At 64.3% G+C, this 14,333-nt stretch carries 10 protein-coding genes and 1 pseudogene; 2 read left to right on the forward strand and 9 right to left on the reverse strand.

The features are described 5' to 3' along the window. Positions 1-48 precede the first annotated feature (48 nt). Positions 49-693: a glutathione binding-like protein gene (locus tag IVA98_RS29095; RefSeq protein WP_247333761.1), complete on the forward strand. Its 645-nt coding sequence runs from the start codon at positions 49-51 to the stop codon at positions 691-693. A 48-nt stretch (positions 694-741) separates the two neighbouring features. Here IVA98_RS29095 and IVA98_RS29100 read toward each other — a convergent pair whose 3' ends face one another. The 9 genes and pseudogenes from IVA98_RS29100 to IVA98_RS29140 form a co-directional block, all read right to left on the reverse strand. Further along, complete coding sequence (locus tag IVA98_RS29100) at positions 742-2,046, reverse strand: TRAP transporter large permease (protein ID WP_247301513.1); 1,305 nt, start codon at positions 2,044-2,046, stop codon at positions 742-744. Positions 2,047-2,080: 34 nt separating this feature from the next. Next, entirely contained in the window at positions 2,081-2,692 is a 612-nt protein-coding gene (locus tag IVA98_RS29105; RefSeq protein ID WP_247301512.1) for a TRAP transporter small permease subunit, read from the reverse strand. Further along, positions 2,685-3,686, reverse strand: a complete 1,002-nt coding sequence (locus tag IVA98_RS29110; RefSeq protein ID WP_247301510.1) for a TRAP transporter substrate-binding protein — start codon at positions 3,684-3,686, stop codon at positions 2,685-2,687. The genes IVA98_RS29105 and IVA98_RS29110 overlap by 8 nt, the downstream gene beginning before the upstream one ends. 39 nt (positions 3,687-3,725) lie before the next feature. Then, the gene (locus IVA98_RS29115; RefSeq protein ID WP_247301508.1) at positions 3,726-5,384 is read right to left on the reverse strand and encodes a hydantoinase B/oxoprolinase family protein; all 1,659 of its coding nucleotides are present in this window, start codon (positions 5,382-5,384) and stop codon (positions 3,726-3,728) included. 2 nt (positions 5,385-5,386) lie between these two features. Continuing rightward, on the reverse strand, positions 5,387-7,471 hold the full coding sequence (locus tag IVA98_RS29120; RefSeq protein WP_247301507.1) for a hydantoinase/oxoprolinase family protein: 2,085 nt from the start codon (positions 7,469-7,471) through the stop codon (positions 5,387-5,389). A 141-nt stretch (positions 7,472-7,612) separates the two neighbouring features. Continuing rightward, the gene (locus tag IVA98_RS29125; RefSeq protein ID WP_247333762.1) at positions 7,613-8,434 is read right to left on the reverse strand and encodes an NAD-dependent protein deacetylase; all 822 of its coding nucleotides are present in this window, start codon (positions 8,432-8,434) and stop codon (positions 7,613-7,615) included. Between the two features lie 73 nt (positions 8,435-8,507). Next, on the reverse strand, positions 8,508-10,307 hold the full coding sequence (locus tag IVA98_RS29130) for a cation:proton antiporter domain-containing protein (protein ID WP_247301505.1): 1,800 nt from the start codon (positions 10,305-10,307) through the stop codon (positions 8,508-8,510). Positions 10,308-10,518: 211 nt separating this feature from the next. Further along, positions 10,519-11,349, reverse strand: a complete 831-nt coding sequence (locus IVA98_RS29135) for an SDR family oxidoreductase (protein ID WP_247301504.1) — start codon at positions 11,347-11,349, stop codon at positions 10,519-10,521. 54 nt (positions 11,350-11,403) lie between these two features. Beyond that, positions 11,404-12,739, reverse strand: a pseudogene (locus IVA98_RS29140) (solute carrier family 23 protein). A 126-nt stretch (positions 12,740-12,865) separates the two neighbouring features. On the opposite strand from IVA98_RS29140, the gene IVA98_RS29145 reads away from it, so the two are divergent. Beyond that, the gene (locus IVA98_RS29145; RefSeq protein ID WP_247356007.1) at positions 12,866-14,194 is read left to right on the forward strand and encodes a dicarboxylate/amino acid:cation symporter; all 1,329 of its coding nucleotides are present in this window, start codon (positions 12,866-12,868) and stop codon (positions 14,192-14,194) included. Positions 14,195-14,333: the final 139 nt, after the last annotated feature.

Consider the following 14,333-nt stretch of genomic DNA (forward strand, 5'->3'; position numbering starts at 1 on the left):
GGCCAGGTTGAGCGACACCCCAGAACGAATTGCCCCAGGAGGCTACAGATGGATCTCTATTTCTCGCCGCTCGCCTGCTCGATGGCGACCCGCGTCGCGCTGTACGAAGCTGGCGCCGAAGCGAGCTATCTCGAAGTCGATCCGCCGACCAAGACAGTGCTGAACGACGGCTCCGACTTCCGCACCGTGAACCCGATTGGCCTCGTGCCCACTCTGCGCACCGACGAGGGCGTGGTGCTGACCGAGAACGCCGCGATCCTGCAATATGTCGCCGATCGTTTTCCGCAATCCGGCCTCGCCGCCGCCGCCGGTATCGAGCGCACGCGGCTGCATCAATGGCTCTGCTTTGTCGGCACCGAGCTACACAAGGCCTTGTTCGTCCCCTTGCTCGACCGCAAGGCGCCGCAGGAGGCCAAGGCCTATGCGCTGGAGAAGAACCTGTCGCGGCTCGACTATCTCGACAATCATCTCAAGGGACGTGAATTCCTGCTCGACCATTTCAGTGTCGCTGATGCCTATCTCGTCACGGTGATCAACTGGACCATGGCGACGCCGCCGATCGAGCTCGCGAAATGGCCGAACCTGAAGGCCTATTACGAGCGCCTGCGCCAGCGGCCGTCGATCGCACGCGCGATCGCGGAGGAGTTCGAGCTGTACAAGGCCGAGCTCGCGCGGAAGAAGGCCGCGGCGTAAGCCTGAGGCGTCGCAATGCCGTCCCGGCACCGGCCGGGACGGCACGATCTATCCGTAGAGCACCCGCGGCAGCAGCGTGACAATGCCGGGCCACAGCGTCAGCAGCAGCACGAAGCCGATCATGATCATCAGATACGGCATCGTCACGCGGGCGATGTAGCCGAGACCATCTTCGGTCAGGCCCTGGATCACGAACAGGTTGAAGCCGACCGGCGGGGTGATCTGCGCCATCTCGACGGCCAGCACCAGGAAGACGCCGAACCAGATCTCATCGAAGCCCGCCGCCTTCACGATCGGCAGCACGATCGGCAGCGTCATCACGATCATCGAGAAGCCGTCGAGGAAGCAGCCGAGAACGAGATAGAAGACGACCAGCACCACGATCAGCATGAAGGGCGACAGGCCCAAGCCCTTCACGAAGGCGGCAATCGCCTGTGGGATGCCGAGGAAGGCAGCCGCGTTGCCGAGGATCGAGGCGCCGAGCACGATCAGCGCAATCATCGAGCAGGTGACCACCGAGCCGATCAGCACGTCCCGCATCACCTGCCGCGACATCGCTCCTTGCGCCCATGCGACAAGCGCGGCGCCGAGGACGCCGACAGCCGCAGCTTCCGACGGGGTTGCGAGGCCGCCATACATGGAGCCGAGCACACAGCCGATCAGGAACAGGGCCGGCGCAAGATCCTTCAGCGCCGCAAAGCGCTCGCTCCAGGGCACCTGCGAAAGCTTTGCTTCCGTCTCCGGCACCATGCTGCGGTTGAGGCTCGTGTGCAGCATCACCCAGGCCATGAAGGTGGCGGCGAGCAAGAAGCCGGGCAGCACGCCGGCGGTGAACAGTTTCAAAATCGAGACATCGCCGAGCACGCCGTAGATGATCATGATGTTGGACGGCGGGATCAGGAAGCCGAGCGTGCCGGCGCCGGCGAGCGAGCCGATCGCGATGTCGCGCGAATAGCCGCGGCGCAGCAGCTCGTTGAGCGACATGCGGCCGATCACCTGCGTGGTCGCGGCCGACGAGCCTGAGATCGCGGCGAAGATGGTACAGCCGATCACGTTCACATGCAGCAGGCGACCGGGCAAAAGCCCAGCCCACGGCGCGAGTCCCTGAAACAGCGAACGCGACAAGCGGGTACGAAACAACAGCTCGCCCATCAGGATGAACAGCGGCAGCGCCAGCAGCTCCTGCGTGGTCAGGATGTTCCAGGCATATTGCGGCAGCAGCTTGTCGAGCGGGATCGAGCGGAACATCGCGAGCAGCAGCGTCGCGGTGAGCGCGAGCGTCAGGCCGATCCACACGCCGCACGCCAGCAACGCGAACAGGATCACGAAAAGGGCAACGACTTCGATGGTCATGGGATCCGCTGTCCGGAGGCTGGCGCGTGAGCGATCATTCTACGGGCGAGGCCTTCATGCGGTGATCCTCTAGCGGCAGGCCGAGCACGGCCTGGATCGCGCGCGCCAGGAACTGAAGCGTCAAGAGCAGCATGCCGAAGGTGACGACGGCTTGTGGAAACCACAGCGGCGTATCGCTCGAGGTCGAGACCTGGCCGCGCACATAGGCACCGAAGGCAAACTTCGCCATCGCTGAGGTCAGGAACGCCATGAAAGCGAAGCCGGCAGCCGCCGACAGGACTTCGAGTACGCGCTGCACCAAGGCCGGCGCGTTCTTGAGCAGCAGGACGACTCGGATGTGACCGCCGCCACGCAGCGTCATCGCGGCGCCAAAAGTGAAGGACGCCGCCATCAGATAGGACGAGTATTCCCAGGCGATCGAGATCGACGGCGGGAAAAACGACAGGAAGTTCGAGAGGAAGCGCGTTGCGACCTCGCACAGCATCAGCAGGGCCAGCATCAACAGACAGCCGCCGCCAATCCAGCCGTCGAGCCGGCCGAGGCGGTCGATGCCGTCGAGCAGGATGCGCAGCGGCGCCGGCGCCGTTGCATTGAGGCTCTGCGGAGCTTCGGGCGAGACGCTCACGACGCCTTCACCATCAGCCACGCTTCATTTCGGCGAGATAAGCCCGCACCGGCTTGTCGGCTGCCGGCACGCGTTTGAGGAAAGCATCGAGCTGCGGCGCGGTCTTGGCCCGAATTTCGGTCATCATCGCGTCCGAGACCGGCACCACCTCCATGCCGCCCTCCTTCAGACGATTGAGGCTGTCTACATCGGCCTTGAGCGAGTTGGCCCAGAAGCCCGGCTCCATCTTGGCGGCGATGCCGCCGATGAGCTGCTGCTGATCGGCGCTGAGCGCTTTCCAGGAATCGAGATTGACGGTGAGCATCTGCGACGACCAGACGTGGTTGGTTGGGTAGACGTATTTCAGGAACTCCCAGAATTTTCCGTCGACACCCGACACTGACGACGTCGAGACGCCGGCCACTGCGCCGGAAGCGAGCGCAGGGATGGTCTCCCCCCAGGGAATCATGACCGCGGCCATGCCGATCGCGTTCAGCATGTCGACGGCGTTCTTGTCGGGGACGCGGATCTTGATGTTCTTCAGGCCCTCGACGTTGGCGACCTTGACCTTGAGATGCAGATATTGCGTCGGCCACGGCACGATGTAGAGGATCTTCTGGTTGTTGCGGGTGACGACTTTCTCGTATTCGGGCCGCACATATTTGTGCAGCACCTTCAGCTCGTCCATCGAGCCGCACAGGAAGGGGATGCTCTCGACGCCCATGAAGGGCTCGTCGCCGACCTGCTGGATGTTGAGGACGTCGGCGAGCGGCACCAGGCCATCGCGCACGGCGCGCAGATGCTCGGGGCCCTTGAAGCCGAGCTGGCCGCCGGCCTTCACCGTGATGTTGACAGTGCCGCTGCTCTGCTTCTTCACCTCCTCGGCGAAGGCAAAAGCGTTCTGGGTGTGGAAATTGCCGTCAGGCCAGACCGTCGACATGTCCCAGCTCACGCCCGCCGCCCGGGCGCGAGTGGAGATGTGGCCGGCCGCAAGCAGCGTCGCTGCGCCCGCGGTGAAGCTTCGTCGCGTGATCATTGCACCCCTCCGTTCGCTACGCGCGCGACGCCTGACGCGTCACCGTGTGTACCCGTAAACTGCAATCGCGCTATCGGCAGACACGAGGCCGCTCTCGACGTCGTCCTTGACGGCCGCTCGATCGCGTTCGACGGGCGCGCCGATCCCGGCACCGCCCGGTGTCAGCACCACCAGCCGATCCTCGGGCGGCACCTGCTGAAAGCCCTTGCCCCGCAGCTTCTTTCCAGACTTCAGGCCGACATAGCCGGCCGCGCCGTCCTCGCCGCCATCACGCCCGCGCGGCGGATGATCGATACGGTCGAACGCGGCAAGAATGTCGAACGGGGCATCGACGCCGCTGCCAACCTCGATGATCTGACCGAGCCCGCCGCGGGTGCGCCCTGCTCCGCCGGAATCCGGACGCAGCTCCTTGCGCCAGAAGATCAAAGGCGTCTGCGTCTCTGCGATCTCGACCGGCGTACCGCGCACACCGCTGGGATAGGCGGTGGCCGACAGCCCGTCCTTGTCGAAGCGCGCACCGGTGCCGCCATTGGAGGTCACCGCCATCGAGAACCCGTAATTGCCGCCGGCGCCGCTTCGGGTCTGTCCGCGGACGTTGAGATTCCACAGGCACGAGGTGCCTTCGGCCGGCACGCGCTCGGGGATGATCTGGCGCAGGCAGCCGAACACGACGTCGGGCAACATCTGGCCGATGATGTGGCGCGAGGCCACCGGCGCCGGCTTCGGCGCATTGAGGATCGCACCCGCCGGCGCCGACACCGTCAGCGGCGAGAGCGAGCCGGCGTTGTTCGGGATCTGCGAGGCAACGACGCAGCCGAGGCCGAACACGGTGTAGGCCGTGGTATAGGACAAGGGCACGTTGATGCCGAACTTGGAGGCGGCCGAGGTGCCGTCGAAATCGACGTGAATGCCTTTGTCCGAAATCGTCAAGGTCGCGACAAGCGTGACCGGCGCGTCATAGCCGTCGACAACCATGGTGTTGCGCCAGCTTCCTTTCGGAAGTTTCGCGACCTCGGCCAGCACGGCCTCGCGCGAGCGTTCGCAGATGTAGTCGCCGAGCTCGTCGAGCGTATCGATGCCGAACTCCGTCATCATCTCGACCAGGCGCTCGCAACCAACGTCGTTGCAGCCCGCGAGCGAATAGGTATCACCCTCGGTGTCTATAGGCAGCCGCGTGTTGGTGCGGATCATCGCCATCAGCGTCTCGTTGACGACGCCCTGATCGATCAGCTTCAGCATGGGGATGTAGAGCCCCTCCATGAACACGTCGGTGGCATCGGGACCGAAACCGATGCCACCGATGTCCATGAGATGGCTGGTGCAAGAGAAGAGTGCGACGACCTTGCCATCCTTGAAGCACGGCGTGGTGACGACGAAGTCGTTGAGATGGCCGGTGCCCATCCACGGATCGTTGGTGATGTAGGCGTCGCCTTCCTTCATCGTCTGGAGCGGGAAGTGCGCGATGAAGTGCTTGACAGATTCTGCCATCGAATTGACGTGGCCGGGCGTGCCGGTCACCGCCTGCGCCAGCATGCGGCCCTTGAGGTCAAACACGCCGGCAGAGAGGTCGCCGCATTCGCGCACAATTGGACTGAAGGCGGTACGGAGCAGGACCTGCGCCTGCTCCTCGACCACGGCGATCAGCCGGTGCCACATGATCTGGAGGTCGATCAGGCTCGCGCCGCTTGCCTTGCTCATGATCAGGCCGCCTTTCGTTCCATGACGATGCTACCGGCACCGTCGATATGGGCGTCAAAACTGGTCGAGACGAAGGTGGAGGTCTCGTCCTCCGCGATCACGGCAGGGCCTGCAATGGTCGCGCCGGGCGCCATGTCTTCGCGGCGATAGAGCGGGATCTCGATCACCTCGCCTGCGCGGCCGTCGAAGAACTTGCGGCTGCCGGCCGCCTTTCCGGCGGGCTTGCGCGCGACGGCCGCGACCGCAGCTGGATTGCGCGCCTCGGTGGTCGCGAGCACCGACCAGCTCAACACCTCGATCGCCGCCCCCGGGATCGGCCGCTCGAACATCGCAGCATAATCCGCCTCGAATTTCTGGCGCAGGCCGGCGAGATCGGCGGTCGTCAGCCGCCGGTTCGGCAGCTCGACCGAGATCTCGTGGCCCTGGCCGACATAGCGCATGAAGGCGGCGCGCCGCTCCCGCACGGGCGCACCGGCGGCGCCGGGTTCGACCAGCGCACGCGCTTCGGTCGCCGTCTCCTGCAAGAGATCGGAGACCGCCTCGGTGTCGAAATCATCGAGTCGGACATGACGACTGCGCACCAATTCGTAAGCGATGGGCGCCGCCAGGAATCCGACGGCTGATCCGACACCGGCATTCGATGGCACGATCACCCGGGAGACGCCGATCTTCTCGGCGACGCGCGCCGCATGCAACGGTGCAGCGCCACCGAACGCGATCAGCGTGTGCTGGCCGACCACGGCGCCGCGCTCGACCGCATGCACGCGCGCCGCGCTTGCCATGTTCTCGCAGACGACCTCGTGCACGGCATAGGCGGCGGTTTCCGCGGACAGGCCGAGCGGCTCGCCGACATCGCGCAGCAGCGCCTGTTTGGAAAGCTCGGGGTCGAGCTTGATCGTACCCGCCGCAAAGGCGTCGGGATCGATCAAGCCGAGCGCAACGTCCGCATCGGTCACGGCCGGACGCTGGCCGCCGCGGCCGTAGCAGGCCGGCCCCGGCTCCGATGACGCACTTTCCGGACCCACGGTGACGCGCTTCATCGCGTCGACATGGGCAATCGAGCCGCCGCCGGCGCCGATCTCGACCATCTCGATCACGGGGATGCGCACCGGCAGGCCGGAGCCTTTGAGGAAGCGCGCGGCGCGATCGACCTCAAACACGCGCGAGGTCTCAGGCTGATACTTCTCGATGAGGCAGATCTTTGCGGTGGTGCCGCCCATGTCGAAGGACAGCACCTTGGTCTCGCCAAGACGCGCCGCGATCTGCGCCGCGAAAATCGCTCCGCCAGCCGGACCGGACTCGACGAGACGCACCGGAAAGCGCCGCGCCGTCTCGATCGAGGTGACGCCCCCGCCGGAGGTGACGAGATAGATGGCGCCGCGGAACTGCTCGACGTGCAAGGCGTCCGCCATGCGGGCCAGATAGCCGTCGATAAGGGGTTGCACATAGGCGTTCGCAACCGCGGTGGAGGTCCGCTCATACTCGCGAATTTCCGGACACACGGCCGACGACACGGTCACGGAGATGCCGGGCATCTCCTCGCCCAGGATCGCGGCAGCGCGGCGTTCGTGCTCGGGATTGGCGTAGGAGTGCAGGAAGGCGATCGCGACGCTCTCGACGCCTCGCTCACGCAATTTCGGCGCGAGCGCGCGCACAGAAGTCTCGTCCAGCGGGAGCCGAACGGCACCGTGCGCGTCGATACGCTCGGGGACGGTGAAGCGCAGACTGCGCGGCGCCAGCGGCTTCGGCTTGTCGATGCTGAGGTCATATTGGTCGTAGCGGCTCTCGGTGCCGATATCGAGCACGTCGCGAAAGCCCTCCGTCGCAATCAGCGCGGTTTTCGCGCCGCGCCGCTCGATGATGGCATTGGTCGCGAGCGTGGTGCCGTGAATGAAGACGTCGATGTCGCTGATATGCGCGCGCGCGTCAGCGAGGATGAGGCGCATGCCGTCCAGCACCGCCTGCTCGGGCCGCTGCGGCGTCGTCAGCACCTTGCGCGTCTTGCGCGCCGCGCCCACGTCCAGCACGATATCGGTGAATGTGCCACCGATATCGACGGCAAGCCGCACCTCGGCTCCCTCAAGCATTCCAAATTCTCCGCGCTGATCGTCAAGACTGAGGTCGAAAGCGCAGCAATTTCCATGCCATGGACGACGAGGACAACGCCACGCCCGGCTATTCTGCTTGGCACCTATGCAATAGGCAAGACGTGTTCGACGCCTGCGCGATCAGAGCAGGAATGCAAGCGCCGACTCGCAGCGCTCCTCGACCTTTAGCGTCAGGAGATCGTCGGCGCGGGTGCGGCCGAGATTGACCGCTGCAATCGGAATTTTGCGCTCCGCGGCAGCCTGCACGAAGCGGAATCCGGAATAGACCATCAGCGAGGAGCCGACGATCAGCATGGCGTCGGCCTGCGCCAGATGATCGTGCGCGGTGGCGACAATATCGCGGGGGACGTTCTCGCCGAAGAACACGACGTCGGGCTTGAGGATGCCGCCGCAGGTTTCGCAGGCCGGCACTTCGAAGGACGAAAACTCCTCGTGCTCCAGATCGGCGTCGCCATCAGGTGCATCGGCGGCATCGAGCGTCAGCCAGGCCGGATTCGCGCGGCCAAGCGCGTGCTGAAACTCATCGCGCGGCGTCCTGCAGCCGCAGCCCATGCAGCGGACCAGATCGAGTCGGCCGTGCAGGTCGATCACCTGCCGGTGGCCGGCGGACTGATGCAGCCGGTCGACGTTCTGGGTCAGCAGCATCCCGCACCGGCCGTTCGCCTCGAGCCTGGCCAGCGCATGATGCGCATCATTCGGCTTGGCTTGGCCGAACCGCCGCCATCCGATCAGACTGCGCGCCCAATAGCGCCGGCGCGTATGCTCGTGCGACATGAAGGCCTGGAAATTCACCGGCTGGGTGCGCTTCCAATTGCCGTGGCTGTCGCGATAGTCGGGAATGCCCGAATTGGTGCTACAGCCCGCGCCGGTCAGCACGAACAGACGTTCGTGTCGGCCGATGAAATCCTGGAGCGGAAGGTTTGGCAGCGGAGCACTTGTCATGACGCAGATGTAGTTCGTGCGGGCGGGTTTTGCCAGATGATGATGGTCCGCAGCGCACGGCCTGGAGAGGTGGCTATCTCGGGGACCGGCGCCCTGTGCTATCGAGCAGACGAGTTTTCTCTTCTGCTGCAATGCGGGCGGCTTGCTGCAATGTCAGCCGAAATTCGTCCCGTTTCTCGTGCACCGAGGCGATCGCATGCCCGACCGCGACTCCGAGGCCGATCAGTGCCGCTTCGGAAAGTTGCAGGCTTGCCTCGATGGTTTCCGGCACCGCATCGGTTGCGCCGATCGCATAGAGGTGACGGGCATGATCGGCGTCCCGCGCACGTGAGACGATCAGCACGTCCGGCCGCACGGCGCGGATCCGCTCGACGACAGCATCGATTGCTGGTCGCGACTGAATGGTGATGATCACACCGGTCGTCTGCATCAGGCCGCAGGCTTCGAGAAAGCCCGGTTCTGTCGCATCACCAAAATAGACCTTATGACCATCGCGGCGGTCGCGCGCCACGGCGACTGCTTCGTTGTCGACCGCGATGTAGTTTAGGCCGTGGCTGGTCAGCAGCGAACAGACGACCTTTCCAACGCGGCCGTAGCCGACCACGATGGCCTGCGCCCGGTCGCCGGGCGGCCGAACCGTCAGTTCGGGATCGAGGGTTCGCTCGCCACCCAGTTTCGCGGCCAATCGTCGCCCGAGCATGCCCAAAAACGGCGTCAATGCCATCGTTGCGGCGGTGATGGCGACGACAAAGCTCGACACGCGCGGTTCGATCAGGCCGAGCGCCGCCGCCATCCCGATGCTTACGAAAGCGAATTCGCCAACAGGAGCCAGCAGGAAGCCGACCTCGATCGCCGACGGCCACGAGAGCCTGAAGAGGCGGCCCAGGATGATGAGCATGATCGCCTTGCCGGTCAGAACCCCGATGACGGCGGCCAGCAACCAACCAGGCTCGCGCATGAACACGCGGACATCGATGGCCATGCCGACGGTGAAGAAGAAGATGCCTAGCAGCAGGCCCTTGAATGGCTCGACGGTGGCCTCGATGGCCTTGCCATACTCCGTTTCAGCCAGCATCAGTCCTGCAACAAATGCTCCGAGCGCCATCGATAGGCCGGCTTGGTGCGCGGCAAGGCCTGCGCCGACGATGACGAACAAGGTCGCCGCGACGAACAACTCCATCGAATGAGTGCCCGCAACCATCTGGAACAGCGGACGCATCAGCAGCCGTCCGATCAGAATAAGAAAAGCGACCGCCACTACGGCCTTCAAGATCGCACTGGAGATGTGCGCCACGACGGAGCCGTCGCTGCCCGCGCCGAGCACCGAGACGAACACGAGAATGGGAACCACTGCGAGGTCCTGGGCCAGTAGCACCGAGAAGCTGGCGCGCCCCGCAATGGTCGCGAGCCGCCTGTCGCTGGACAGAAGCTCAAGCACGATAGCCGTCGAGGACAGCGCAAGGCTTGCGCCGAGGATCACGGCGGTATGGGAATTCTTCCCCGCGAGAAGCGTCGCGCCGAAAATGATCGCAGACGTCGCCAGCACCTGCAGGCCGCCAAGCCCGAACACCAGGCGCCGCATCGTCACGAGCCGCCTGAAAGACAGCTCGAGCCCAATCAGGAATAGCAGGAACACGACGCCGAGATTGGCGATGCCTTCAACGTTCTGCGCGTCCGCAACGGTGAACCAGTACAGGAACGGGAGGTCCTGAACGAGCGAGCCGAGTCCGAGCGGGCCGAGGATGGCACCGGCACCGAGATAGCTCAACACCGGATTGATGCCCCAGTGGCGGACGATCGGCACCACGACGCCGGCAGTGCCGAGGACCACCAGCGCGTCACTGTAGGCATTGATGTTTATGGTTGTGGTCACGGAGCCTTCATGTGTCGGCGCTCGCCACTAGCGGCAGCGTCGTCCACGATCGATAGCACACGGCGCCGCAGACCCCTACCCGGCTCCGACCGCCTTTGCCGCGCGGGCATTGGTGGCCAGCACGCCAGCGAGGAGGCTCGCCTCGCGACCACGATCTAATCGTTGCAACCGGGTCGGGCCGCCGCAGATGCGCACGCTCCCAAGCTGACGTTCAACTCGCCCAATTCTCCCGGAATTCGGGGAACAGCGTCAGGCCTCCGCAGGCATAGATGGTCTGTCCGGTGATGTAGCTCGCATCATCCGAGGCGAGGAAGGCGAACACCGCGGCGATCTCTTCCGGCGTGCCGACACGTCCGAGCGGAATGTGGGAGGTGACGACGCCGCGCTTCTCGGGATCACCGGTCCACGCCGCGTTGATCGGCGTGTCGATCGCGCCGGGTCCAACCGCATTGACGCGAATGCCGCGGCCGGCGAATTCAAGGGCCAGCGTACGCGTCAGATTACCCATGCCGCCCTTGCTGATCGAATAAGCGAGATAGCCGGGCTTTGGGATGATCTGGTGGACGCTGGAGCAATTGATGATACTCCCACCTCCGCCGCGGGCGACGAAATGCGCGAGCGCCTTCTGGGCGCAAAGCACGGCGCCATTGAGATTGACGTCAATGATGCGACGATAGGTTTCGACGTCGAGCGCATCGCTCGGCGATTCCCGCTGGAAGCCGGCATTGTTGACCAGGCAATCGAGGCGCTTCCAGCGCGCCAGGACCGTCTCGAACATCGCGCCGATGTCCTGCTCGTTGCCGACATCGGCCTTGACGATGATGTGATCGAGCCTGCCATGACCCCGATCGCCCGATGCCGTCCGCGCCAGCGCAAGCGTCTCCTCGGCCCTTTCAGGATGATCGAAATAATTGATGGCGACGGTCGCGCCTTCCTGGGCGAGCCGGATGGCGACGGCGCGGCCGATGCCTTGCGAGGCGCCGGTCACCAGCGCGTATTGGCCCACGAGGCGCGAGGGAAAGGAGGTTGAGGTTTGCGGCATGAGTTCTCTCCGGGATGCTTGATCATCGGCGGAACTGGCTTTTTGTTCCATCCCTCAGCGCATTACTTCGATCCGCTCGGCGCGGCGTGCGAGTGGCGAGGTCAGAATCTGATACAGGATGATGGCGCCAAAGGTTGCGGTACCGATTCCGCCGATGGTGAACGCACCGAATTTGAGCGTAAGATCGCCGGCGCCTGCCGTGAGCGCCACCGCAACGGTAATCAGGTTCGCGGGATTTGCAAAGTCGACCTTGTTCTCGACCCAGATCCGTCCCGCCATCGCCGCGATCAACCCGAACAGCACGATCGAGAGGCCGCCGATGACCGGACCTGGAATCGACAGGATGAGCGCGCCGAATTTCGGCGAGAAGCCGAGCAGGATCGACACCGTGGCCGCGAACGCAAACAACAAGGTGGAATAGACTTTCGTCGCCGCCATGACGCCGATATTCTCGGCATAGGTGGTGACGCCGGTGCCGCCGCCGCAGGCCGCCACGATGGTCGCGAGGCTGTCGGCCAACAGGGCGCGGCCGAGATAGCGATCGAGGCTCCGGCCCGTCATGGCGCCGACGGCCTTGATGTGACCGAGGTTCTCGGCGACGAGAACGATCGCAACCGGCGCGATCAGGAAAATTGCATCGGCATGGAAGCTCGGCGCGGTGAAGTTGGGCAGGCCGAACCACGGCGCGGCCGAGAGTTTGCGCGAAGTCGATCGGTTTGCCGAAACCGAGTCCGTTCGCGAACAGCAAGTACAAAAGATATCCGCCGATGGCGCCGGCAATGATCGGCAGGCGGCGCCACAGGCCCGGCGCGGCAACGGCGACCACGCCGATAATCAGAACGGTCGCAAGCCCGATCCAGGTGTCGAACGTGCCGGCGCTCACAGCCTTGACCGCCACCGGCGCAAGGTTGAGCCCGATCGCAGCGACCACGGCGCCGGTGACAGCCGGCGGCAGCAGCTTCTCGACCCAGCCAACCCCAGACCACATCACGATCAGCGCAATCAGGCCGTACAGCACTCCGGCTCCGATGATGCCGCCGAGCGCAATTGACAGGTTCGGGTTCGGCCCTTGCCCCACATAGCCGGTGGCAGCGATGACGACGGCGATGAATGCGAAGCTCGAGCCGAGATAGCTCGGCACGCGTCCTGCGACGATGACGAAGAAGATCAGCGTGCCGATGCCGGAAAACAGGACCGCAACATTGGGATCGAACCCCATCAGTAGCGGCGCGATGATCGTTGATCCCGACATTGCGACGCAATGCTGGAGACCGGAGACAACGGTCTGACCCCAAGACAGCCGCTCCTCCGGCATGATCACGCCCGAGGTCTTGAGTTTCCATCGCGGAAAATAGCCTTGCACGCGTTCTTCGGAGCCTGTTGTCGACATGTTTCCCCCGACTTGCGGTGCAGCGGTCGATCGTCGTGCGATCCGACAAAAATGTGATTGTCGCTTCCGCCACGGCCATCACATGATGCAAATCAAGCAAAATCGATACGTTCCGGGGCGTACAATATGACACAAGTCGCGGTCCAGCCAGCCGTCCGCCGCCGGCATCAGCCCTGGTACAAGATCCTCTACGTCCAGGTCCTGATCGCGATCGCGCTCGGCGTGCTGATCGGTTATTTCTATCCCGATCTCGGCAAGGCCTTGAAGCCGCTCGGCGACGGTTTCATTGCGCTGATCAAGATGATGATCGCACCGGTGATCGTCTGCACAGTGGTGCACGGCATCTCCTCGATGGGCGATCTCAAGCGCGTCGGCCGGGTCGGGCTCAAGTCGCTGATCTATTTCGAGACGGTCTCGACCGTCGCGCTCGCGGTCGGTCTGCTCGTCGGCGAGATTCTCCAGCCCGGGCGTGGCTTCAACATCGATCCCGCCACGATCGATCCGAAATCGGTGGCCACCTACGTCACCAAGGCCAAGGAAGAGGGCATCGTCGCCCATCTGATGGCGATCATCCCCGACAGCTATCTGGGCGCCATCGCGCGGGGCGACCTGCTTCAGGTGCTGTTGATCTCGATCCTGTCGGGCTTCGCCATCGCCTTCCTCGGCAAGGCCGGTGAGCCCATTGCGGACGCGATCGACAAGGCCGCAAAAATGTTCTTCGGCATCATCCGCATCATCGTGCGCGTGGCGCCAATCGGCGCCTTCGGCGCGATGGCGTTCACCGTCGGCGCCTACGGTCTCGGCTCGCTGCTCAACCTCGCCGCCCTGATCGGCACGTTCTACCTGACCAGCATCCTGTTCGTGCTGATCGTGCTCGGTGCGATCGCCCGGTTCGCCGGTTTCTCGATCCTGCGCTTCATCGCCTACATCAAGGACGAGTTGCTGATCGTGCTCGGCACCTCGTCCTCGGAGACTGTGCTGCCGCAGATGATCCAGAAGATGGAGCATCTCGGTGCCTCGCGCTCGGTCGTCGGCCTGGTCATCCCCACCGGCTACAGTTTCAACCTCGACGGCACCAACATCTACATGACGCTGGCGACGCTGTTCCTGGCGCAGGCGACCAACACCCATCTGACCTTCTGGCAGGAGCTCGGTATTCTCGGCATTGCCATGATCACCTCGAAGGGCGCCTCGGGCGTCACCGGCGCCGGCTTCATCACGCTCGCCGCGACGCTCTCGATCGTGCCCGACATCCCGATTCAGTCGATCGCGATCCTGGTCGGCATCGACAAGTTCATGAGCGAGTGCCGCGCATTGACCAATCTGATCGGCAATGGCGTTGCCTGCGTCGTCATCAGCATCTCCGAAGGCGAGCTCGATCGCGACGCGCTGCACGAGACCATGGCCCACCCGCTGGAGATCGGCGAGGCGTTGGAACCCGGCGGCAGAGCGTAGCGGTTCCGACGCGGTAGTTTCCCGGAATGGAAAAGCGGTGAGATACGCGTCACAACAATGGCATTGGGATCACCGATCGATAGTCAATCTTTCGGCCCGACGCGCTGGGGGCAGGGCGTCGGGCTTTTGAAAATCTTCA

Source organism: Bradyrhizobium sp. 160 (assembly GCF_023073735.1).
Lineage (GTDB): Bacteria > Pseudomonadota > Alphaproteobacteria > Rhizobiales > Xanthobacteraceae > Bradyrhizobium.